This is a genomic window from Pseudomonas sp. EA_65y_Pfl2_P78 (assembly GCF_963970495.1).
In the GTDB taxonomy this organism is placed as follows: Bacteria; Pseudomonadota; Gammaproteobacteria; order Pseudomonadales; family Pseudomonadaceae; genus Aquipseudomonas; species Aquipseudomonas baetica_A.
The window spans coordinates 1-21,578 of the sequence record NZ_CAXAON010000003.1; the positions used below are offsets into that span (position 1 = coordinate 1).

Genomic DNA, 21,578 nt, shown 5'->3' on the forward strand with positions numbered 1-21,578 from the left:
CGGTGCCGTTGCCGCCGCCGTGCAGCGCTTTGAAATCCGCATCGCTGGTGTTCAGCGTGTAGGTGTAAGTGCCGTTGGCGTTCAATACCAACGTGCCGTAGGTGCCGGTGAATGTACCGGCCGTCACCGGCCCGGTGGGTACACGGTCGGCGCCTTGCACGTCGTTGGTCAGGACGTTGCCGGTCAGCGTGAGCAAGGTTTCCGAGGCGGTCGACGCGTTGCTGTCATCGAACGCTTTGGGCACGTCGTCGATGATGTTGATGTCCAGCGTACCGGTCGCGGTATCGCCATTGCTGTCGCCGGCGATCACGGTGAACTGTTCGCTGAGACTATTGGCGCCGCCACCCGTCGCATGGGTGTCGTTGCCATTGAGGGTGTAGCTGTAACTGACCACGCCGGTCGCCGCGTTGTAACCGGTGATGGTCAGGGTGTTGCCCAGTTGCGTGGTGACCGATTGCGGGAAACCGACGGCCACCCCACCGCTGATCACGTTGATGCCGCCGATGCTCAGACTGTTCAAACCGTCCGGTGCCGTTACCGTGAAGCTTGCGTTTTGGGTCAGCGCGCCAGCATTGGCCGCCGAGCCGTCTGGCAGATTCGCTTCGTTGAGTGTCAGTTCGCCCCCGGGCACGGCAAGGCCGGTGAGGGTCACGAGGTTGTTGACGGGCGGCACGACAGGCGCGGGGGTGCCATCGCCGTTATCGATCACAGCGTTGTGGCGCTCTTCGGGAAATTCGGGAATGCCATTGAACCCGGCAGTGGGGAAACCGATGATCGGATCAACCCGCCCGCCGACTTCCGTCAGCAAGACAAAACTGTGCCCGCCGCCCACTGCACCACCGGTATCGCCCGGGGCGTTGGGGCCAGCGGCGGTGGCTTCAGCGGTTTTGGTCGGGTCGTCACCGGCGGCGATGGCTTTCTGAATCTGCTCGACGTCAGTCAGTTGCGCTTCGCTCGGGGTCACAGCCTCCGGCGCGTTCACATGGGCGGCCTGATCGGCGAGCAATTGGCCGGTCATGGTCAGGCTGCTGTCGCGGCCCAGGGTCAAATCCTGGCCATTTTGCAGATGAACGGCGACGGCGCCTTCGGCCCCGGTGATCAGTTGATCGCCAGCAAACAAACGGTCGCCCTCGACCAAGGCGCGACGAGTGCCGTCAGTACCTTGCGCGAAAACCTGACCAATGACTTTAGTGACGATACCAATGAGCGTTGCCATGTGAATTCCTCCGCTGCCGACCACCGTCGGCACTGGTTCGCGAAGCAGCCCATGGCTCAATCGGGTTGTCGGGGCGACGCTCGCACCCTCGACAGTTCGTTTGGCCGGTGACGCCTCAAGGGGAAACTTCAGTGCTATCAAGCACTTGCAAACCCCGATTGAAGCAGCACACCGACTAACGCTACGTAACGGTGGTGAATCACCCAGGTGACAAAAATCTGTCACCCCTCAACCGCTACGCGTCCCTCCCCTTCAGCAGTACTTCGCCGTATGTCGCAAAGTGAATGGAACTTTCCTCAAGCCTTTTCGCGCTCCCTAAAGCACATAAAACAAAGGCTTTCGACCTGAACAATGTGCCGGTTTTTACAAAGCGCATAAGTTTTTTTCGGCATAAGCCTTATGAAAATTTTTTCTTAGCTACGCTTCAGGATGTTCTTAGCTCTGTTGTTACAAGAGTGAAACGCCTACAGCTAAAAATATCGCCAAATTTTTGGCGACAGTAACACACCATCAGGAATCAGGGAGATGCACCCATGCGCGTTCTAACCCCCCTCTGCAGCGCGGTTTTGCTGGCCATGGCTTGCACTTCTCAAGCTCAGGCCATGAACCTCACCGAGGCGATTCAAAGCACCATCGCCACGCACCCGGAACTGGCTTCACGCGTGGACGCACGCCTGGCTGCAGATGAACAAATCAAAGTCGCCAAGGGCGGTTTCTACCCGTCCGTCGATTTGAACGCATCCTACGGGCGCGGCTACAGCGACAACACCACGACCCGGTCGCTGGGTAACCACCACACCTCGATCCTCAACTACACACAGTCCGAATTGCGGCTGCGGCAGATGCTCTTCGACGGTTTCAACACCGCCAACGAGGTTGAACGCACCAAAGGCGTGTCCAACTCGCGCGCTTACTACGCGCAAGGCACCGCTCAGGATCTGGCCCTGCGCACCATCGAGGTTTACCTCGAAGTGCTCAAGCGCCGCGAACTGGTGACCCTGGCCCGCAACAACCTGCAGGCGCACTTGCGTGTAAACGACCAGATTGGCCTGCGTACCGAGCGCGGTGTTGGTAGCACCGCCGACTCCGACCAGTCGGGTGCCCGTAAGGCACTGGCGCAAAACAACCTCGATACCGCTGAAGTCGATCTGGCCGATGCCGAATCGAATTTCTACAGCGTGGTCGGGCGCATGCCCGACGAGCTGGAAGCGCCGGCATCGACCCGTGGCGAGTTGCCCGCCACCCTGCCGGAAGCCCAGCAGAGCATGGTCGAGAACAACCCGTATCTGAAATCCGCACAGGCCGATGTGCAGTCGGCAGAGAGCCAGTACGAAGTGGCCAAATCGCCGTTCTACCCTCGCTTCGACGCGGAAGCGGCAGTGGGCGCGAACAACAACGTGCAGGGTGACCAGGGCCACGACAACGAATGGCGCGTGGGCGTGGTGATGAACTACAACCTGTTCCGCGGCGGCAGCGACAAGGCACGACTGGCCTCCGATGCACACCAGATCAATCAGGCCATGGACATCCGCAACAACGCCCTGCGCCAGCTCAACGAGAACATTCACCTGGCCTGGAACGCCATGGTCAACGCCAAGAAACAAACCCCGACCGCCCGCGAATACGCCGAAACCACCAAACGCGTGCGCGCCGCGTATCAGGACCAGTTCGGCCTCGGCCAACGCACCCTGCTCGACTTGCTCGACAGTGAAAACGAGCTCTACAACGCCAACCGCCGCTACACCGAAATCCGTTACACCGAGGAATACTCGATGTACCGCGTGCTGGCGAACATGGGTCAGTTGCTGAGCAAGCAACGGGTGGTGCTGCCTGCCGACGCGATCGCTGCGACCGAGGTGAAAAACGAAGCGCGCTTGCCTGAACTGAAGTAAGTCCAATGAAGCGGTAACAGGGGAACAATCAATATGACCAGCATGGAACCCGGCCATTGCGGAGTCGATCCGCGGCTGAGCTTCGATGATCCGTTACTCGACGGTCTGTTGATCCTCTGCAAACTCCATGGCGCGACGGTCAGTCGCGCCAGCCTGAGTGCCGGTCTGCCGCTGAACAAACAACGCCTGAGCCTTGATCTGCTGCCCCGCGCCGCCGCCCGTGCCGGGTTACAGGCACGGTTGTTGCGGCGAGACCTGAACGACATTTCGCCGCTGAACCTGCCGCTTCTGTTGCTGCTCAACGACGGTCGCACCGCCGTGTTGCGGCGTTTCGGCGACGACGGCAAAGCGCTGATCCTGCCCAGTGAAGCCGATGGCGGCGAGCAATGGGTCAGTCGCGAAGAGCTCAGCGAGCACTACAGCGGCCAGGCCTTGTTCGCTCGACCTCGGCATGAACTCGAAGACCTGCGCTCACCGCTGGTGCCACGGGTACATGCATGGTTTCGCGACACCCTGAAGCTGTCGAAATGGCTGTACAGCGATGCAATTCTCGCCAGTTTCCTGATCAACCTTTTAGGCCTGATGGTGCCGCTGTTCGTCATGCAGACCTACGACCGCGTGGTACCCAATCAAGCCACCTCGACCCTGTGGGTGTTGTCGATCGGTCTGCTGATCGGCACCGGTTTCGAACTGGTATTACGGGTGGTGCGCGCGCACCTGCTCGACACCGCCGGCAAGAAAACCGACGTGATCCTTTCCGCGACGTTATTCGAGCGCATCACCGGCATGTCGATGAAGGCACGACCGGCGACCATCGGCGGTTTCGCTCAGAGCATTCATGACTTCCAGGGCCTGCGCGAATTTCTTACGGCGGTAACCCTGACCAGTCTGATCGACCTGCCCTTCGTGGTGTTGATGCTGGTGGTCATCGGCCTGCTGGGCGGCTGGCTGGTGATGATCCCGCTGCTGGCCTTCCCGATCACCATCGTCTTCGCGATGATCATTCAGGTGCGTCTGCGCGACACGGTGCAAAAAAGCCTGAGCCTGGGCGCTGAGCGTCAGGCGCTGCTGATCGAAACCCTCGGTGGCCTGGAAACCCTCAAGGCCTGCAGCGCCGAAAGCGAGCGCCAGCACAAATGGGAAAGCACCCACGGCGCCCTCACCCGCCTCGACAGCCACGCGCGCAACCTCTCGGCGCTGGCGACCAACGGCACGCTGTTCATTCAACAGTTTTCGGGGATGGCGACGATTGTCGCCGGGGTCTACAGCATCATCGCCGGCAACCTCAGTGTCGGGGCGCTGGTGGCAACCTACATGCTCGGCAGCCGCGTGCTCGCCCCCCTGGGGCAGATTGCCGGGCTGATCACTCGCTACCAGCAAGCGCAACTGACCATGAAAAGCACCGACGCGCTGATGTCGTTGCCACAGGAACGCGACGGCAAACAGCGACCGCTGGAGCGTACGCAACTGCAAGGCGCACTGGACGTCAGCGGTGTGACGTTTCACTACAACGGCCAGAATGCGCCGGCCCTGAGCAACGTCACTTTCAGCCTGAAGCCCGGAGAACGGGTCGGTATCATTGGCCGTAGCGGCTCAGGCAAAAGTACCCTGGCGCGGCTGGTGATGGGGTTCTACGAACCGGAGGAAGGCCAGTTGCTGCTCGACGGCCTTGACCTGCGGCAACTGGATGTCGCCGACCTGCGCCAGCAGATCGGTTACGTCGCCCATGACCTGCCGCTGCTGGCGGGCAGCCTGCGCGACAACCTGACCCTCGGCGCGCGCTACGTCAGCGATTCACGGATGCTTGAAGTGGCCGAACTGACCGGTGTCACCGAACTCGCCCGGCAGCATCCACAAGGCTTCGACCGCCCCGTCGGCGAGCGCGGGCAATTGCTGTCCGGCGGTCAACGCCAGGCCGTATTACTCGCTCGGGCATTGCTGCTCGACCCGCCCATCATGCTGCTCGACGAACCGACCAGCGCCATGGACAACAGCAGTGAGGACCTTCTGCGTCAGAAACTGCACAACTGGGTACAAGGCAAAACCCTGCTGCTGGTCACCCACCGCACCTCGATGCTGAGCCTGGTGGACCGGTTGCTGGTACTGGACAACGGCCGGATCGTCGCCGACGGTCCGAAAGAAGCGGTCATCGATGCGCTGCGCAAGGGCCGTGTCGGCTCGGCGGCGGTCTAGGAGTTGCCCCATGTCTGCTTCTTCAGATAGCAAATCACGCGGCTACTTCGACAGTTTCAGCAAAAGTGCCGAAGCCGATTTCATGCCGGAAACCGCCGGCGCCTCGTTGCAGGATTCGCCGCGCTGGTCGCGGATTACCGTGTGGCTGGCGGCGGGGTTGCTGATCAGCGCGCTGGTCTGGGCCAAGTTCGCGGTGCTGGAAGAAGTGACCATGGGCGAAGGCAAGGCGATTCCGTCGAGCAAGGTTCAGGTGATTCAGAACCTTGAGGGCGGCATCGTCACCGAGATTTTCGTCCGTGAAGGCCAGATGGTGAACAAGGGCGACACCCTGTTGCGTCTGGATGACACGCGCTTTTTATCGAACAAGGGCGAGAGCGAAGTCGACCGATATGCATTGACCGCACAGGTCGAACGGCTGGCGGCAGAATCGGAAGGTCGGCCGCTCAAACTCTCCGAAGAGGTCATCGCCAAGGCCCCGCAAGTGGCTGAAGACGAGCGCTCACTATACGAACAACGCCAGCGGCGACTGGCCAGCGAACAGCGCACCTTGACCGAACAGTTACGGCAAAAGACTCAGGAACTGGCGGAGTTCCGCTCCAAGCAAGGCCAATTCAGTTCAAGCCTGTCATTACTGCAACAAGAGATGAACATGTCCGAGCCACTGGTCAAGGCCGGCGCGGTATCGCCGGTGGAGATCCTGCGGCTCAAGCGCAGCGCGGTGGAAATCCGTGGCTCGCTGAATGCGACGACACTGGCGATTCCCCGTGCGGAATCGGCGATTGCCGAGATCCGCAGCAAGATCGACGAATCGGAGCAGACCTTCCGCTCGGAAGCCGCCAAAGAGCTGAATGAAAAACGCACCGACCTGTCGAAAATCACTGCAACCAGCATCGCCATCGACGACCGCGTCAGCCGCACCACCGTGACCTCACCGGTACACGGGGTGATCAAGCAATTGAAGGTCAACACCATCGGCGGCGTGGTCCAGCCGGGCAGCGACATGTTGGAAATCGTGCCGCTGGAAGACAACCTGCTGATCGAGGCCAAGGTGCGTCCGCAAGACGTCGCGTTCCTCCATCCGGGTCAGAAAGCCATGGTCAAGTTCAGCGCTTATGACTACACGATCTACGGTGGGCTCAGCGCCAAGCTTGAGCTGATCGGCGCCGATACCATCACTGATGACAAGGGCAACAGCTTCTACCTGATTCAGGTGCGTACCGATAAAAACCATTTGGGCGGGGATGTGAACCCCCTGCTGATCATCCCGGGAATGGTGGCGACGGTGGACATCATTACCGGGGAGAAAAGTGTGCTGGATTACCTGCTCAAACCAGTGCTCAAGGCCCGAACCGAGGCGATGCGCGAACGCTAGTGATTCCTGATTTTGTGATGATTGATCTGGCGCTTTCGCGAGCAAGCCCGCTCCCACATTTTGGAATGCGTTCCCCCTGTGGGAGCGGGCTTGCTCGCGAAAAGGCCGGCATTATCAACACCTATCTTTCGCCATGGTTCTTCTGAAAGGTCTCCTCCCCCATCGCCGCAATCTGCCCCTCGATCAACGCTTCAAACGGCTTGAGCAATGGCTCAAACGAGGCCGGTGCTTCCAGCGTGTGCAATGCCTGCACAATCGCCTCAACCGTCGACAACGCCCCCGGCCCTGGAGCCTTGCGCAACCGATAGCGCGACACCCCGCCCTCTGCCAGCGTCACACGTGGCAACGCCGCCAACAATGGATTGAGATGGAGCATTTTGCGCGCCTTGCGCCAGGTGCCATCGGGCACGACCAGCAACAGCGGTTGATCAGACTCACCATAGGCCTGCATCACCTGCGCATCGTCCGCCGGAAACAACAACCGCGCCTGATAGCCCGGTTGATTCAACAGCGTCGGTAAATCCTCGAACACCTCACCCACGATCAGCTCGGCGTTGGTCAAACCCAGCGCCGCCAAGCGCGCAGTATTGAGCGCATGATTGACCTCGCTGGGATGCTGCAACACCAACACTCGGGTGCGGCTATCGAGACGCGGAATCAGCGCGCACAGGCAATGGGTTTGTGGGCGCAGGCAGCGCGGGCATTGGGGTCTGGACATACTTCTTTTTCCTTCGAGCTACGCCTGATTGAGCTGGGCTTTGAGCAAATCGCGGAACGTCTGAATCAACGGCTCGCGGCTTCGGCCACGGCGCATGATCATCGAAAACGGCGCCTGATAACCGAAAGTCGCTGGCAGCAACACGCGCAAATCACCCTTGTCGGCCCAGGCCTGAGCGTAGTGTTCTGGCAGATACCCGATGTAGGCGCCGGACAGCACCAGAATCAGCTGCGCTTCCATACTTTCCACGGTGGCGGCGCTGTGTTTGAAGCCGTGACGTGCCAGTTCCGCCTGGCTCCAGTAGCCGCGACCGACCATGCGTTGCTGAGTGATGACTTGCTCGGGAATGCGCCGTTCGTTGAACAACGGGTGGCGACTGCTGCAATACAGCCAGTGCTGCTCGCGGTACAGCGGCATGTAGACCAGACCGCTCATGCGTGTGGAGAACGCGCCGATCGCCAGATCGAGGCGGTTGTCCTGTACGCCGAGTTGCAGTTCGTAGGGGCTCATCACCGACAGGTGCAAATGCACTGCCGGGTGTTCCTGACTGTAGGCGCCGATGGCTTCGGCGAAGGGCAAGGCCTTGTCGCTGACCGTGGAATCGATCACGCCGAGGTTGAGTGTGCCGCGCAACTCGCCCTTGAGCGCAGCGGCGTATTGCTCGAAACCTTCAAGTTCGCCGAGCAGGCGCAGGGTTTCCTGATGGAACAGCTCACCCTTGCTGGTCAGGCTGAAGCCGCCACGGCCGCGATGGCACAGCACCAGACCGAGCGCGGCTTCGAGCTGGCTCATGTAGGTGCTGATCGCCGAGGTCGACAGGTTGAGTTCCTGCTGCGCGTTGGCGAAACCCTGATGACGCACCACGCTGACGAAGATGCGCAACAGTTTCAGGTCGGGTAAAGCGTTGGCCATGTCTACTCCATGTTCCTGTCGAAACGCCTTAAATGTGGGAACGGGCTTGCTCGCGAAAGCGTCGGGCCAGCCGACATCCACGTTGCCTGACACACCGTATTCGCGAGCAAGCCCGCTCCCACTGAGGCGCCATGTTCACCCCGGTGAACGACAACGAGTCTATCTTCAGCCTCGCCGTTAGTTTAGAAAAATCTGAACTAAGTATTTGCCCGTAGCGATTCTTCCCCACCCCTGCATTTCGCAGAATCGGCCCACAGCGGTGCCCGCCAGCCGGCGCGCCGACATAAATAAAACAAGACGATGAGGCCCTACCCGTGGACAAAATTCTTCACCAACCACTGGGCGGCAACGAAATGCCGCGCTTCGGCGGCATCGCCACCATGCTCCGACTCCCCCATGTACCGAGCGCTGCCGGCCTGGACGCTGCCTTCGTTGGCGTGCCGCTGGACATCGGCACTTCGCTGCGCCCCGGCACCCGCTTCGGGCCACGTGAAATCCGCACCGAATCGGTGATGATCCGCCCTTACAACATGGCCACCGGCGCCGCGCCGTTCGACTCGCTGTCGGTGGCCGACATCGGTGACGTGGCGATCAACACCTTCAACCTGCTCGACGCCGTGCGCATCATCGAAGAAGCCTACGACAACATCCTCGAGCACAACGTCATCCCGATGACCCTGGGTGGCGACCACACCATCACCCTGCCGATCCTGCGTGCCATCCACAAGAAACACGGCAAGGTCGGTCTGGTACACATCGACGCCCACGCTGACGTCAACGATCACATGTTCGGCGAGAAAATCGCCCACGGCACCACCTTCCGTCGCGCCGTCGAAGAAGGTCTTCTGGACTGCGATCGTGTGGTGCAGATTGGTTTGCGCGCGCAGGGTTACACCGCTGACGACTTCAACTGGAGCCGTGATCAGGGTTTCCGCGTGGTGCAGGCCGAAGAGTGCTGGCACAAGTCGCTGGCACCGCTGATGGCCGAAGTGCGGGAGAAAGTCGGCGGCGGTCCGGTGTACCTGAGCTTTGACATCGACGGCATCGACCCGGCCTGGGCGCCTGGCACCGGCACCCCGGAAATCGGCGGTCTGACGACCATTCAGGCGATTGAAATCGTTCGCGGCTGCCAAGGCCTCGACCTGATCGGTTGCGATCTGGTAGAAGTTTCGCCCGCTTACGACACCACCGGTAACACCTCGCTGCTGGCCGCCAACCTGCTGTACGAAATGCTCTGCGTACTGCCTGGCGTAGTTCACCGCTGAGGGTCGGGTCATGAGCGAACGTGATCAGGTATTGAAAGCGGCCGCCGAGCTGGTGTGCGCCTTCGCCCGTAACGATCGCGAGGCTTACTTCGGCGCGTTCAGCGCTGATGCGAGTTTCGTGTTCTACACCCTCGAACAGCCGCTGCTGTCGCGCGACGCCTATCAGGCGTTGTGGGACAACTGGCGCGCCGAGGATGGCTTTGAAGTGCTCTCGTGCACTTCGAGCAACGCCTTCGTCAGCCTGCAAGGTGACGTGGCGATTTTCATCCATGACGTGGCCACCGAGCTGCGCATGCAAGGGGAGCAACACTTCAGCCAGGAGCGCGAGACGATTGTTTTCAAGAAACAAGCGTCGAGCCTAGAACAACAAGGCCTTTGGCTGGCCTGTCATGAACATTTATCCGCGATGCCGGAAGGGCTGCCATCCCTAGGGTCTGCTGACGTTGGGTGACGACCGCGACGGAGACCCTACCCAAACAGGTGACGCTCACACACGATGAGCGCGCCTTTATGATCGGAGCAGATCATGAATAACAACAACAACGACCAAAGCCTTACGCAAATTGAAACCCACGGGGTCGAACAGATCCCGGACAACGAACGCACCGCAGGCCCGACGGATTTGTTCCGGATGATCTTCGGTGGTTCCAACACCTTTGCCACCGCCGTGCTCGGCAGCTTCCCGGTGCTGTTCGGCCTGTCGTTTCAGGCTGGCGTCTGGGCGATTGTCTCGGGCGTGCTGCTGGGCTCGCTGATCCTCGCACCGATGGGCCTGTTCGGCCCGCTCAATGGCACCAACAATGCCGTGTCGTCCGGTGCGCATTTCGGCGTGCACGGGCGGATCGTCGGCTCGTTTCTGTCGCTGTTGACCGCCATCGCATTCTTCTCGCTCTCGGTGTGGAGTTCGGGCGATGCGCTGATCGGCGGTGCGAAACGCTTGATAGGCTTGCCGGAAACCGACCTGACACTGGGTTTGGCCTACGGCCTGTTCGCGATCCTGGTACTGACCGTGTGCATCTATGGCTTCCGCTTTTTGCTGTGGGTGAACAAGATCGCGGTATGGAGCGCCAGCCTGCTGTTTCTGCTGGGCGCGGTCGCTTTCGCCGCTCCTTTCGACGCGCAATACGCCGGCACGGTCAGTCTCGGTCAGCCCGGTTTCTGGGCCGCGTTCATCGGCGCCGCACTGGTGGCCATGAGCAACCCGATTTCCTTCGGCGCGTTCCTCGGCGACTGGTCGCGCTACATCCCGCGTGACACCTCCAAGCAGCGGATCATGGCCGCCGTCGTGCTGTCGCAGATCGCCACGTTCATCCCGTTCCTGTTCGGCCTGGCCACCGCGACCATCGTCGCGATCAAGGCGCCGGACTACATCGCGGCGAACAACTATGTGGGCGGTCTGCTGGCGGTGTCGCCGAGCTGGTTCTTCCTGCCGGTGTGCCTGATTGCGGTGATCGGCGGCATGTCCACCGGCACCACATCGCTGTATGGCACCGGGCTGGACATGTCCAGCGTGTTCCCTCGCGTACTGTCGCGGGTCAAGGCGACGTTGCTGATCGGCGTGCTGTCGATTGCCTTCATCTTCATCGGGCGCTTTGCGGCGAACCTGGTGCAGAGCGTGTCGACATTCGCCGTGCTGATCATCACCTGCACTACGCCGTGGATGGTGATCATGATCATCGGCCTGCTGGTGCGTCGTGGCTTCTACTGCCCGGACGACCTGCAAGTGTTCACGCGCGGCGAACAGGGCGGACGCTACTGGTTCAGTCACGGCTGGAACTGGCGTGGCCTGGGCGCCTGGATCCCGAGTGCGGCGGTCGGCCTGTGCTTCGTCAACCTGCCGGGGCAGTTCGTCGGCCCGCTGGGTGAAATGGCCGGCGGCATCGACATCAGCCTGCCCGTCACCCTCGGCCTGGCTTCGGTGGTGTACCTGACGCTACTGCGCCTGTTCCCGGAACCGCGCGACGTGTTCGGCCCGCAGGATGCCCGAAACCAGGGCGCAAACGCGCCGGCTAAAGCGTCGTTGCGCCAGGCCGCCTGAAGAAACACATAACCCCTGTGGGCGCGGGCCCGCTCCCACAAGGGCAAATCGATTCGAGCCTCACATAAAAAAGACAATCGGAGACACGCCATCATGGCTTTGGATTTAATCGTCGTACTCATCTACGCCGCCGCGATGCTGATTCTGGGCTATTACGGCATGCGCAAAGCCAAGACCCACGAAGACTATCTGGTCGCCGGTCGTAACCTGGGCCCGAGCCTGTACATGGGCACCATGGCCGCAACTGTACTGGGTGGCGCGTCCACCGTCGGCACCGTGCGTTTGGGTTATGTGCACGGTATTTCCGGGTTCTGGCTGTGCGCAGCACTGGGTTGCGGCATCGTTGCGCTGAACCTGTTCCTCGCCAAGCCACTGCTGAAACTGAAAGTGTTTACCGTCACCCAGGTGCTGGAAAAACGCTACAACCCGATGGCTCGTACCGCCAGCGCCACCATCATGCTGGCCTACGCCTTGATGATCGGCGTGACCTCGATCCTGGCGATCGGCACCGTGTTGCAAGTGCTGTTCGGCCTGCCGTTCTGGATGTCTGTGCTGCTGGGTGGCGGCATCGTCGTGATCTATTCGACCATCGGCGGTATGTGGTCGCTGACCCTGACCGACATCGTCCAGTTCGCCATCCAGACCGTCGGCCTGATGTTCCTGCTGCTGCCGATCTGCCTGTACCGCGTCGGTGGCTGGGATCAACTGGTGGCGCAATTGCCGGCCGCCAGCTTCAGCTTCACCAGCATCGGCTGGGACACGATCATTACCTACTTCATGATCTACTTCTTCGGCATCCTGATCGGTCAGGACATCTGGCAGCGTGTGTTCACCGCCAAAAGCGAGAAAGTCGCGAAGTACGCCGGCACTTCGGCCGGCATCTACTGCATCATCTACGGCCTGGTCTGCGCCCTGATCGGCATGGCTGCACACGTCCTGATCCCGGATCTGGACAACGTCAACAACGCCTTCGCCGCCATCGTCAAAGTCTCGCTGCCGGACGGCATCCGGGGTCTGGTGATCGCTGCTGCACTGGCCGCGATGATGTCCACCGCCAGCGCCGGCCTGCTCGCCGCATCCACCACGCTGACGGAAGACCTGCTGCCAAAACTGCGCGGCGGTAAACAATCCAGCGTGGCCGTCAGCCGCCTGTTTACCCTGTTGACCGGCGTTGCGGTGCTGGGCATCGCACTGGTGGTCAATGACGTCATCAGTGCCCTGACCCTGGCCTACAACCTTCTGGTCGGCGGCATGCTGATTCCATTGATGGGGGCGATTTTCTGGAAACGCGCGACCACCGCAGGCGCGATCAGTGCGATGACCCTGGGTTTCGCCACCTCCTTGATCTTCATGTTCAAGGACGGGATGGACGCCAACTCGCCGATCTATTACAGCCTGGGTATCAGCCTGGCAAGTTTCGTGCTGGTCAGCCTGTTCTCGCGCCGCCCTGCGATGGTGGCGAGTGCGCTATAAGCTTTGATGTAACCACTTGATGCTTTCTTCGACGGGTGTGGCGTCGGTTGCCACACCCGTTTTTTTTCGTTTTAAGGAATGTACTGATGAAGATTGTTTCTCGCGATCAGTGGTTCGAAGTGCAAACCCTGAGTGACGGCATCCGCCTGATTCACGAGCCGTACATCCGCCCGTTCTACCGCTGCAACCTGTGGCACGTTCAGGGCCGCGACAAGGATTTGTTGCTCGACAGTGGTTCAGGGCTGGTCAGCCTGCGCGAGCAACTGCCATGGCTGACCGAGCGGCCACTGGTGGCCGTGGCCAGCCATTGCCATTTCGACCACATTGCAGGCCATCACGAGTTTGCCGAGCGGCTGGTGCACCCTGCCGAGGCCGACATCCTTGCCGCGCCGGATGGTGAAAACGATTTGAGCCGAGCTTTCGTCGGCGATGACATGTTCGAAGCACACCCGGATTGTCCGCTGTGCTACGCCGAATATAGGGTCAAAGCGGCACCGGCGACCGGGTTTGTCGAAGACGGGGATGTGCTGGATCTGGGCAACCGCACGTTGCAGGTGCTGCACACGCCGGGGCATTCGCCGGGCGGGATCAGCCTGTTTGAAGCGGCGACACAAACACTGTTCAGTGGCGACATCATCTACGACGGGCCGCTGATCGAAGACGCCTACCATTCGAATCTGGACGATTACGCCGCCAGTCTGCGACGTTTGCAGGCGTTACCGATCCGTACCGTGCATGGTGGACACTTCGGCAGTTTTTCCGGTGAGCATTTGCGCTTGATGATTGACGAATGGTTGCGCCGACATCAGTGAGGCCTGCTGTAATCAAGCAAAACAATGACTAGAACTGTTTGCCATGAGAAGAGCTGCCGTGCGTGCCGCTGTGCATCGGTTCATTCGCCGACTGCTGGAAAACCGCGAATTCGATGACCACACCCGTCTGGTGCAATTGGGACTGGAGAAAGCGGATATCGAGGATCTGATTTTTCATCTGGAGGATGAATTCGGACTGACGGCATTCACCGCCGAAGAAGATCAACTGCTCAAGACTGCGAAGACCGCGAATGACTTGAGCCGGTTTTTACTGATGATTGCGCGGCACTGAATGCAGAAGATCGCAGCCTTCGGCAGGTCCCACACCGCTCTGTGTGGGACCTGCCGAAGGCTGCGATCTCTCGATCAATTAATGAGGCATTACCGCCGACGCGGCTGACGCCGACGCTGTTCGTCGTCTGTGCGAATCGGTACCGGTTGCAGAGGCGGTTCGATCAAGCCGAGGGCAACACCCAAATCGTGCAGCCAATTCTGAATTTTCTCTTTCATCGTAATGCCCCCTTCAGGGTGGTGCCGAGCGACCGGAATTCTGAGGCCGCCTCGCACTGATAATAGTCCGAAGTCCTGCGCAATGCTCGGCCTAATCCGCAATGATCTGTTACTGAATAGAACAGAATCCGTTGCCATCGGTTCAAGCCGTTTCACGGGTTTCAACCAGAGCCGCAGGATAGACGGCCTGCTGCACTTCAATCCACGCATTGAGGTTGGCGCCCAGCATGCCCTTGCGCCACATGAGCCACGTTGTCGCACGCTCGAACGGTTCGGCCAGCGGATGCACCGCGACGCTCTCGCGCCCAGGCAAACTGGCCAGCATCGACTCCGACATCAGCGCCACACCGCTGCCGGCAATCACGCAGGCGAGCATGCCCTGATAGGACTCGATCTCCATCGCCCGTCCCATCGCCGCATGCGAGTGAGAGAACCATGCCTCCAGACGCATGCGATAGGAGCAGCCCTGGCGAAAGGTGAACACCGAGCGCCCTTCTACATCCTGCGCACTGTAAACCGGCGGATGATCAGCTTCGGTGATCAGCACCAGCCGCTCCTCGCACAGCGGCACGCCGTCGAGCCCGGCCAGTTCGAGCGGGCCGTCCACCAGCGCGGCATCCAGACGTCCGGTAAGCAGGCCTTCGAGCAGTTCACCGCTCGGCGCCGACTGCACTTGCAGGTTCACCGCCGGGTATTGCTTGTGATAACGCGCCAGCAACGCCGGCAGATGGATCGCCGCCGTGCTGTACATGGTGCCGAGCACAAAGTCCCCGGCCGGTTGTCCGCCCATCACCGCCGCGCGGGCCTGATCCCTTAGGGCAAAGAGTTTGCCGGTGTAGTCCAGCAGGACTTTTCCCGCAGGCGACAGTTGCAAACGCTGACGCTCACGAACGAACAATTCGACACCCATTTGCTCCTCGAGCTGTTTAAGCCGAGTCGACAGGTTCGATGGCACGCGATGCAGCCGTTCGGCCGCGCGAGTGATCGAACCTTCCTCGGCAACCGCCTGAAAGATCCGCAGTTGGCTGAACTCCACAACCTTTCTCCAGAACAGAACAAGTTAATCACTATTATTCAATTTTAAAGAAAGTCAATCAGTCCTAGCCTGACGGTCGTTACTCTTTCAATGGAATCCAGACCATGTCGCCGCTGATTCGCTTATCCGCTTGTTTCGTTGCCCTGATGCTGGCCATGGGCATCGGGCGTTTCGCCCTCACTCCACAAATGCCGCACCTGCTCAGCGAGGGACAGATCGACCTGACTGCCGCCGGTCTGATTGCGGCGGCCAACTACCTCGGATACTTGCTCGGTGCCGTGGACGCGATGTTTGCCCACCGTCCGCAACAGGTTCAGCGCCGACTGCACGGCGGTCTGTGGTTGTGCGTGCTGCTGACACTGGCCTCGTTCTGGGCTGACGGCTTCTGGTCGCATCTGGTTTTGCGCTTTGGCACCGGCGTGGCGAGTGCCTGGGTCTTGGTGATGATCACCTCGCTGAGTCAGCCGCTGGCGGCGGCGGCCGGTCGTCCACGGCTTGGGGCCTTGGTATTTGCCGGACCGGGGCTGGGGATTTTTCTGACAGGGTTGCTGGCGCTGGTCTCACATCTGCTGAACCAGACGTCCGCGACGTTGTGGCTGATTTATGCCGCAGCCGCGTTGGTAATGATGTTGGGGGTGTGGCGCCTGCTGCCGCAACCAACCACCGCCAAGACCATTGCGGCAACCTCCGTCAGTCCGTCGAGTCGTGGCATTGGTCGGTTGGCGGTGATTTACGCACTCTACGGCCTCGGCTACATCATCCCGGCCACGTTCCTGTCGCAGATGGCCACCGCGCAGTTTCACGGGCAATGGCAGGCAGATTTGCTCTGGCCGTGCTTCGGCCTGGGCGCGACCATCGGGGTGCTGCTGGTGAGTCTGCGCCGTCACGATCCTCGGACCACGCGTCACTGGTTGATGGCGACGTTGTGGCTGCAAGCGGCCGGTGTTTTTGCCTGCCTGTCGGGCAGCGGTTGGGGCCTGGCACTGGGCGTCATCCTGTGCGGCACGCCGTTCCTGGCCTGCATGCAGCTAGTCATGCAACGCTCGCGGGAACTGGCGCCCCACACCATCCAGCGCAACGCCGGCATGCTCACCGCTTGCTTCGCCGTCGGCCAACTCAGCGGCCCGTTATTGGCCGCGTTGAGCAGCCATTTCAGCGGTGGCTTGCAGCCGGCGCTGGTCATCGCCGGATGCGGTTTGTTGATTGCCGGCGGACTGGCGATGCAATCGACTACTACTGGCCGAGCGCTTTGCGCAAACGCCGACGCAACCACTGCTCAGCGCTGACGAAAGTGATGCCGAGCAACACCAGTACCGCGCCGATGACGAAGTTCAGGCTCAGTCGCTCGCCGAGCAGCAACACACCGAAGGTGACCCCGAACAGCGGCGTCATGAATGAGAACACCGCCAGATTCGCCGCCAGATAACGGCGCAACAGCCAGAACCACACCAGATAACTGAAGAACGACACCACCAGCCCCTGGAACAGCACACTGGCCACCGCCACGGAGGTCAGGCTGACATGGGTGATCTGGCCGCTGAACAACGCGATCAACAACAGGCCGATGAAGCCGACGATCAACTGATAGAACAGGGTCAGTGTCACCGGAGCATCCGACAGGCGTGAGGCGCGCACCACCACGGTGGTCGCGCCCCAACAGGCGCCGGCCAACACACCGAAGGCATCGCCCAGCAACATGCGACGGTCGATGTTATCCCACGACACACCGCCGGCGAAGGCCAGCGCAATGCCGATGAATGCCAACACAATCCCCAGCCACTGCAAGGGCCGCAGACGCTCACTGGCCAACAGAAAATGCACGCCCAGCGCGGTGAAGATCGGCGCGGTGTAGAGGAACACCGACATGTGCGCAGCGGTGGTCAGTTGCAAACCTTCGCTGATAAAGAAGAACTCCAGGCCGAACAGTGCACCGGCCAGCAAACCGCCGCGCCAGGTGCTGCCGACCTGATCCCAGCCACCCTTCCAGCAGATGAGCAAGCCTACCAGCAACGCGGAAATCCCTGACCGCCCGGCTGCCTGCATCACCGGCGCGATATCCGGTGCGGCCCACTTGATCATCACTTGCTGCACGCCCCAGATCAGACACAGGCCGATCATCACCTGCAAGGCAAAACGGTCGGCATTGCGCCGCTCGGCACTCACCGCAACACCTCGAACACACACAACATGGCAGCCATCCAATGGTCAAAAACAGTGCCGAGGATTATCAGTCAGCCAGACAGAAAAAACCGTCCGGAAAAGACATTTAATTCTTCCATTGCGTCAGCAGTGAATGGCTGGTGAAGACAGTGCCTCCCACAGATGTTTGTGTCGAACGCAGGACTCGTGAACGACATCAATCACGGTGGGAGCCGGGCTTGCCCGCGAAGAGGCCCGTTCAGACAATAAAGATCAATGATGCGAAGCGCATAACCTGCGAGCCACCGAAAACCCGACAGTACACGCCACAGCGGTGGCAAACGCCCCCCACATCCAATCCATCAACGTCACCTGCACCGACCATCCGCGCAATGTCGCCCAATTGGTCAGGTCATACGTGCCATACGCCACCAGCCCCAACAACGCGCCCATCTTCGCTGCCCGCTGCCAACTCGATGCCGGCAACACCACAAACACCACACACCCGAAAACGTACAGCCAATAAAAAACCGCTGCCGGAACCAGCAGCGGTTTTTCGAGCATCAGTGAACCGAGCAGTTCACGATAGGTCGGCGCCATCAACAGGCCGAGCCAGATGCCGTCGAGCAACAGAAACGTCACCAGCGTGGCGACATAGGCAATCAGCGCTTTTTTCATTCAACCGACCTCAAGTAAGCCCATGAAACATGGGCCACGCAAGGCTCAGGTTAGTTCAATGCGATCAGCATGAATGACGATCTTGCCTTCCTTGTACAGCGAACCGATAGCCTTCTTGAAGTTGCCTTTGCTGACGCCAAACAGGCTAGTGATCAACACCGGATCACTCTTGTCGCTGACCGGCAGTGTGCCGGCGTTCTCGCGCAACTTGGCGAGGATTTTCGAGTTCAGGCTGCTGGCCGCTTCCTGGCCAACCGGTTGCAGGCTCAGGCTGATCTTGCCGTCGGCGCGCACTTCCTTGATGAAGCCTTTCTCGATCATGCCGGCGCGCATGAACTTGAAGATTTCGTTCTTGTGGATCAAACCCCAGTGCTTGTTGTTGATGATCGCCTTGAAGCCCATATCGGTGGCTTCGGCGACCAGCAGATCAACTTCCTGGCCCTGGCTGTAGTTGGCAGGGGTCTTGTCGAGATAGCGATCCAGCCGCGCGGTGGCGGTGATACGACGGGTGTGTTTGTCGAGGTAGACGTGCACCACGCAATATTCGCCGGCCGTCATCTGACGCTTTTCTTCGGAATACGGCAGCAACAGATCCTTCGGCAGCCCCCAATCGAGGAACACACCGATGCTGTTGACTTCAACAACTTTCAGACTGGCAAATTCACCTACCTGAACTTTTGGTTTTTCTGTGGTAGCGAGAAGTTTGTCTTCGCTGTCCAGATAAACAAAAACGTTGAGCCAGTCTTCATCTTCGCTGGGAATATCTTTCGGGATATAACGATTAGGCAAAAGAATTTCGCCGTCAGCACCGCCGTCCAGATATAAACCGAAGTTAGTGTGTTTAACCACTTGCAAACTGTTGTAACGCCCGACTAAAGCCATTTCCAGAACCCTCATTGCGTGGGCGGCATTCTACCCGTTTTGCCGTGAACGATGGCCGGCAGATTCCCAGGTTTCAGTAAAATCTGCGCAAAGCCTTGATTTTCCTTGGGCTCGGCTGCGCGGGTTGCCGCTCGTCAGGCCGGTTTGGCGCATTACGGCAGCTCGCCACAGCCCGGTGGAATATAAGTGATGTTATTTAAAACAGCAGGTTAGCCGATTATTTCGAGTATTGAATCGAGCGTAATGCCGTCACGGGATGGGTTATTCCGAGGGATATTTAACAAGCTATTGTCAAGTTATTCCTGTACGATGCCTGGCCGAGTTACTTTTCTACAGGTTAATGGCCGCCATGCGTGTAAAAGCATCCACCAGCAAAGCAAAGCCAGCTCCAGCCGTTGAAACCAGCGAATCGATCAACGATCAGATCGCCGCGTTCCTCAAGTCTGGCGGCGAGATTCAGCAAATTGCCAAAGGCGTCAGCGGCCAGACGTTCGGCCCGTCCAAGCAGATCAGCCTGGGCAAGAAGTAACACCCGGTTTTACCCCCGTCCAGAGGCGCTTTGAGCTTCGAAGCGTCTGGACTGGCACCACGCAATACTCCCCCCGTTTAAAACAAACAAATACTCATAAATCGACGAACGGACATCAATGCCGATCATTCGCCGGTATCCTTGCACGCGTCTGGATCAAGCGTTTCAGCAGGCCCGCCGCCCTGCGCTCGCTGTTCATGGAGTGACGCATGCGCAAATCATCCTGTTTATTGCTCTCAAGCCTGATGGCTTGCACAGCTGTGCATGCGCAGGTTTTCCAGCGTGAACTTGGCGACTTCGACCTGAAACTCGACACCACACCCAGCCGCAGCATGGCCCAGGGCCTGGTCAAACCGGCGGTCGCTGGCTCGTTTCATGGCGGGCTCGACCTCAGCCACGACAGTGGCCTGTATTTCGGCCAGTACGCGCCGAGCATGGGCATCACGCCGGGCAAGAACCTCGAAATCGATTCCTATGTCGGTTTTAAACAACCTTTCGATCAAACCCTCGGCTATGAAATCGGGATGATCCACTACAGCTATCCCGAGGTAGACACACTCGACAGCCAGGAACTGTTCGGTGGCCTGACCCTGCTCGGCAGCCGTTTCGGCATCGCCCTGAGCCACGACCCGGACAAACAGAACAACACGTTGTTTGCCGATCTTGGCGGCAACCAACCGTTCGGCATCGGCGTCAGCATGAAATACACCACCCACCAGTTGAACACGCCCGTGGCCGTTGACGGCGGTTATGTCAGCAACTTTACCGATTGGTCGGTGAAGCTGTCCCGGCCGTTAATGGGCGTCGATCTCAACCTGATCTACAGCAACTCCAGCCTCAGCGGCAGCGATTGCTCGGCCTACTCCGGACACAACAGCCAGTGCGACGGCCTCGTCACATTCAAGGCCGAGCACGCATTCTATTGATCGGCTGAACTGCCGGGTTCACTGTGCGTTCACATAAGAATCAGATCCCCAAGGCTGGCTATCGCAAGGATTCGCCCATGTCTCGCTGGTTCAAACATATCGCTACCCTCTTGATCTTCACCCTTGCCCTCGGCGCCTGCAGCCGCGTCGGCCTGGCTTATCGCAACCTCGACGTGATCATCCCGTGGACGCTCAGCGACTACCTGGACATGAACGGCGAGCAGAAAGGCTGGTTCAACGAACGCCTCAAAGAACACCTGAGCTGGCACTGCAGCACGCAATTGCCAGAGTATCTGGACTGGCTCGACCGCCTGCAAACGATGGTTGAAAACAATCAGGTGACCGACACAGCGCTGCAGACACGCACGGAAGAAGCCAAGCAGGCGATTGATCAAACCGCACGGGAAATCACTCCGTCAGCCATCGAGTTGCTGCAAGGCTTGGATGACAAACAGGTCGCGGAAATGAACGACGCATTTGCCAAGGATTTGCGTAAACGCCAGCGGGAATATTTGAACCCGCCGCTTGCCCAGCAGATCGCCGAACGCGGCGCACGCATGGTCAAACGCCTCAACGACTGGCTCGGGCCATTGAGCGTCACTCAAGAACAGCGGGTAATGGCGTGGTCGACCGCGCTGGGCGACCAGAACACCCAATGGATCGCCAACCGCGCACATTGGCAGCAGCAGTTCAGTAACGCCGTTGCCCAGCGTAAAAGTACCGAATTCCCACAGCGAATCGAGACACTTCTGGTCAACCGCGAGCGTTTATGGACAACGGATTACCAGAAGGCCTATGCGAACACCGAAGCGCAAGCGCGCTCGCTGGCGGTGGATCTGATGGCCGAGAGCACACCGCAGCAGCGTCAGCGGTTGCTCAAGAAAATCGAAGGGGTGCGTAAAGACTTCAATGACCTCAAATGCCTCAAGGCCACACAAAAACCTTGAATCAGACCACAAACCAATGTGGGAGCGAGCAAGCCCGCTC

General features: G+C 59.7%; 21 protein-coding genes. 13 read left to right on the forward strand and 8 right to left on the reverse strand.

Translation table 11 applies throughout. The annotated features are described in order from the left end of the window. On the reverse strand, positions 1 to 1,216 hold a 1,216-nt coding region (locus tag AACY02_RS03480), incomplete at its 3' end, for a retention module-containing protein (protein ID WP_339430770.1). 533 nt (positions 1,217 to 1,749) lie between these two features. Between AACY02_RS03480 and AACY02_RS03485 the strand changes: the two genes are divergently transcribed. Genes AACY02_RS03485 through AACY02_RS03495 form a run of 3 tightly spaced genes read left to right on the forward strand, consistent with a single transcriptional unit; the run spans position 1,750 to position 6,673 of the window. Continuing rightward, on the forward strand, positions 1,750 to 3,108 hold the full coding sequence (locus tag AACY02_RS03485) for a TolC family outer membrane protein (RefSeq protein ID WP_339430771.1): 1,359 nt from the start codon (positions 1,750 to 1,752) through the stop codon (positions 3,106 to 3,108). A gap of 33 nt (positions 3,109 to 3,141) precedes the next feature. Beyond that, positions 3,142 to 5,301, forward strand: a complete 2,160-nt coding sequence (locus AACY02_RS03490; RefSeq protein ID WP_339430772.1) for a type I secretion system permease/ATPase — start codon at positions 3,142 to 3,144, stop codon at positions 5,299 to 5,301. 10 nt (positions 5,302 to 5,311) lie between these two features. Further along, positions 5,312 to 6,673, forward strand: a complete 1,362-nt coding sequence (locus AACY02_RS03495) for an HlyD family type I secretion periplasmic adaptor subunit (protein WP_339430773.1) — start codon at positions 5,312 to 5,314, stop codon at positions 6,671 to 6,673. A gap of 121 nt (positions 6,674 to 6,794) precedes the next feature. Here AACY02_RS03495 and AACY02_RS03500 read toward each other — a convergent pair whose 3' ends face one another. Beyond that, positions 6,795 to 7,391, reverse strand: a complete 597-nt coding sequence (locus AACY02_RS03500) for a tRNA-uridine aminocarboxypropyltransferase (RefSeq protein ID WP_339430774.1) — start codon at positions 7,389 to 7,391, stop codon at positions 6,795 to 6,797. A gap of 18 nt (positions 7,392 to 7,409) precedes the next feature. Continuing rightward, on the reverse strand, positions 7,410 to 8,303 hold the full coding sequence (locus AACY02_RS03505) for a LysR family transcriptional regulator (protein ID WP_090282283.1): 894 nt from the start codon (positions 8,301 to 8,303) through the stop codon (positions 7,410 to 7,412). 314 nt (positions 8,304 to 8,617) lie between these two features. Here AACY02_RS03505 and speB point away from each other — a divergent pair, with 314 nt between their 5' ends. The 6 genes from speB (at position 8,618) to AACY02_RS03535 (ending at position 14,183) form a co-directional block, all read left to right on the forward strand. Then, a complete protein-coding gene (speB, locus tag AACY02_RS03510) occupies positions 8,618 to 9,568 on the forward strand; it encodes an agmatinase (protein WP_339430775.1) in 951 nt (316 codons plus the stop codon). 10 nt (positions 9,569 to 9,578) lie between these two features. Then, entirely contained in the window at positions 9,579 to 10,019 is a 441-nt protein-coding gene (locus AACY02_RS03515; protein WP_339430776.1) for a YybH family protein, read from the forward strand. A 75-nt stretch (positions 10,020 to 10,094) separates the two neighbouring features. Beyond that, positions 10,095 to 11,606 (forward strand): purine-cytosine permease family protein, encoded by a 1,512-nt coding sequence (locus tag AACY02_RS03520; RefSeq protein WP_339430777.1) that lies wholly within the window; start codon positions 10,095 to 10,097, stop codon positions 11,604 to 11,606. Positions 11,607 to 11,699: 93 nt separating this feature from the next. Beyond that, positions 11,700 to 13,079, forward strand: a complete 1,380-nt coding sequence (locus tag AACY02_RS03525; RefSeq protein ID WP_339430778.1) for a sodium:solute symporter — start codon at positions 11,700 to 11,702, stop codon at positions 13,077 to 13,079. 86 nt (positions 13,080 to 13,165) lie between these two features. Continuing rightward, positions 13,166 to 13,891 carry an MBL fold metallo-hydrolase gene (locus AACY02_RS03530; protein ID WP_339430779.1) on the forward strand — a complete coding sequence of 242 codons (726 nt, stop codon included), beginning with the start codon at positions 13,166 to 13,168 and terminating at the stop codon, positions 13,889 to 13,891. A 43-nt stretch (positions 13,892 to 13,934) separates the two neighbouring features. Further along, a complete protein-coding gene (locus AACY02_RS03535) occupies positions 13,935 to 14,183 on the forward strand; it encodes an acyl carrier protein (RefSeq protein WP_339430780.1) in 249 nt (82 codons plus the stop codon). Between the two features lie 89 nt (positions 14,184 to 14,272). On the opposite strand, the gene AACY02_RS03540 is transcribed toward AACY02_RS03535, so the two are convergent. Both AACY02_RS03540 and ptrR read right to left on the reverse strand, forming a co-directional pair. Next, positions 14,273 to 14,401: a PA1414 family protein gene (locus AACY02_RS03540; RefSeq protein WP_003184145.1), complete on the reverse strand. Its 129-nt coding sequence runs from the start codon at positions 14,399 to 14,401 to the stop codon at positions 14,273 to 14,275. A gap of 142 nt (positions 14,402 to 14,543) precedes the next feature. Beyond that, entirely contained in the window at positions 14,544 to 15,437 is an 894-nt protein-coding gene (ptrR, locus tag AACY02_RS03545) for a putrescine utilization regulator PtrR (RefSeq protein WP_339430781.1), read from the reverse strand. Positions 15,438 to 15,541: 104 nt separating this feature from the next. Here ptrR and AACY02_RS03550 point away from each other — a divergent pair, with 104 nt between their 5' ends. Continuing rightward, complete coding sequence (locus AACY02_RS03550) at positions 15,542 to 16,723, forward strand: MFS transporter (protein ID WP_339430782.1); 1,182 nt, start codon at positions 15,542 to 15,544, stop codon at positions 16,721 to 16,723. On the opposite strand, the gene AACY02_RS03555 is transcribed toward AACY02_RS03550, so the two are convergent. The 3 genes from AACY02_RS03555 to AACY02_RS03565 all read right to left on the reverse strand — a co-directional run bounded on the left by AACY02_RS03555 (position 16,671) and on the right by AACY02_RS03565 (position 19,136). Beyond that, positions 16,671 to 17,600: a DMT family transporter gene (locus AACY02_RS03555; protein ID WP_221733691.1), complete on the reverse strand. Its 930-nt coding sequence runs from the start codon at positions 17,598 to 17,600 to the stop codon at positions 16,671 to 16,673. The genes AACY02_RS03550 and AACY02_RS03555 overlap by 53 nt on opposite strands. 249 nt (positions 17,601 to 17,849) lie before the next feature. Further along, positions 17,850 to 18,254 (reverse strand): DUF2177 family protein, encoded by a 405-nt coding sequence (locus tag AACY02_RS03560; protein ID WP_339430783.1) that lies wholly within the window; start codon positions 18,252 to 18,254, stop codon positions 17,850 to 17,852. A 45-nt stretch (positions 18,255 to 18,299) separates the two neighbouring features. Continuing rightward, positions 18,300 to 19,136 (reverse strand): CvfB family protein, encoded by an 837-nt coding sequence (locus AACY02_RS03565; RefSeq protein ID WP_221733693.1) that lies wholly within the window; start codon positions 19,134 to 19,136, stop codon positions 18,300 to 18,302. Positions 19,137 to 19,476: 340 nt separating this feature from the next. On the opposite strand from AACY02_RS03565, the gene AACY02_RS03570 reads away from it, so the two are divergent. The 3 genes from AACY02_RS03570 (at position 19,477) to AACY02_RS03580 (ending at position 21,538) form a co-directional block, all read left to right on the forward strand. Continuing rightward, the gene (locus tag AACY02_RS03570; RefSeq protein ID WP_016985943.1) at positions 19,477 to 19,665 is read left to right on the forward strand and encodes a hypothetical protein; all 189 of its coding nucleotides are present in this window, start codon (positions 19,477 to 19,479) and stop codon (positions 19,663 to 19,665) included. A 209-nt stretch (positions 19,666 to 19,874) separates the two neighbouring features. Continuing rightward, a complete protein-coding gene (locus AACY02_RS03575) occupies positions 19,875 to 20,591 on the forward strand; it encodes a TorF family putative porin (RefSeq protein WP_339430784.1) in 717 nt (238 codons plus the stop codon). A 77-nt stretch (positions 20,592 to 20,668) separates the two neighbouring features. Next, complete coding sequence (locus tag AACY02_RS03580; RefSeq protein ID WP_339430785.1) at positions 20,669 to 21,538, forward strand: DUF6279 family lipoprotein; 870 nt, start codon at positions 20,669 to 20,671, stop codon at positions 21,536 to 21,538. The last annotated feature ends 40 nt before the right edge of the window (positions 21,539 to 21,578 follow it).

Excerpts from the sequence above, each read along its gene's own strand:
- AACY02_RS03500 (WP_339430774.1), bottom strand. The coding sequence starts at position 7,391 with ATGTCCAGACCCCAATGCCCGCGCTGCCTGCGCCCACAAACCCATTGC.
- AACY02_RS03485 (WP_339430771.1), top strand. The coding sequence starts at position 1,750 with ATGCGCGTTCTAACCCCCCTCTGCAGCGCGGTTTTGCTGGCCATGGCT.
- AACY02_RS03530 (WP_339430779.1), top strand. The coding sequence starts at position 13,166 with ATGAAGATTGTTTCTCGCGATCAGTGGTTCGAAGTGCAAACCCTGAGT.
- AACY02_RS03535 (WP_339430780.1), top strand. The coding sequence starts at position 13,935 with ATGAGAAGAGCTGCCGTGCGTGCCGCTGTGCATCGGTTCATTCGCCGA.
- AACY02_RS03570 (WP_016985943.1), top strand. The coding sequence starts at position 19,477 with ATGGCCGCCATGCGTGTAAAAGCATCCACCAGCAAAGCAAAGCCAGCT.
- AACY02_RS03580 (WP_339430785.1), top strand. The coding sequence starts at position 20,669 with ATGTCTCGCTGGTTCAAACATATCGCTACCCTCTTGATCTTCACCCTT.
- AACY02_RS03550 (WP_339430782.1), top strand. The coding sequence starts at position 15,542 with ATGTCGCCGCTGATTCGCTTATCCGCTTGTTTCGTTGCCCTGATGCTG.
- AACY02_RS03495 (WP_339430773.1), top strand. The coding sequence starts at position 5,312 with ATGTCTGCTTCTTCAGATAGCAAATCACGCGGCTACTTCGACAGTTTC.
- AACY02_RS03520 (WP_339430777.1), top strand. The coding sequence starts at position 10,095 with ATGAATAACAACAACAACGACCAAAGCCTTACGCAAATTGAAACCCAC.
- AACY02_RS03565 (WP_221733693.1), bottom strand. The coding sequence starts at position 19,136 with ATGGCTTTAGTCGGGCGTTACAACAGTTTGCAAGTGGTTAAACACACT.
- AACY02_RS03560 (WP_339430783.1), bottom strand. The coding sequence starts at position 18,254 with ATGAAAAAAGCGCTGATTGCCTATGTCGCCACGCTGGTGACGTTTCTG.
- AACY02_RS03505 (WP_090282283.1), bottom strand. The coding sequence starts at position 8,303 with ATGGCCAACGCTTTACCCGACCTGAAACTGTTGCGCATCTTCGTCAGC.
- AACY02_RS03525 (WP_339430778.1), top strand. The coding sequence starts at position 11,700 with ATGGCTTTGGATTTAATCGTCGTACTCATCTACGCCGCCGCGATGCTG.
- AACY02_RS03490 (WP_339430772.1), top strand. The coding sequence starts at position 3,142 with ATGACCAGCATGGAACCCGGCCATTGCGGAGTCGATCCGCGGCTGAGC.
- AACY02_RS03575 (WP_339430784.1), top strand. The coding sequence starts at position 19,875 with ATGCGCAAATCATCCTGTTTATTGCTCTCAAGCCTGATGGCTTGCACA.
- AACY02_RS03515 (WP_339430776.1), top strand. The coding sequence starts at position 9,579 with ATGAGCGAACGTGATCAGGTATTGAAAGCGGCCGCCGAGCTGGTGTGC.
- AACY02_RS03540 (WP_003184145.1), bottom strand. The coding sequence starts at position 14,401 with ATGAAAGAGAAAATTCAGAATTGGCTGCACGATTTGGGTGTTGCCCTC.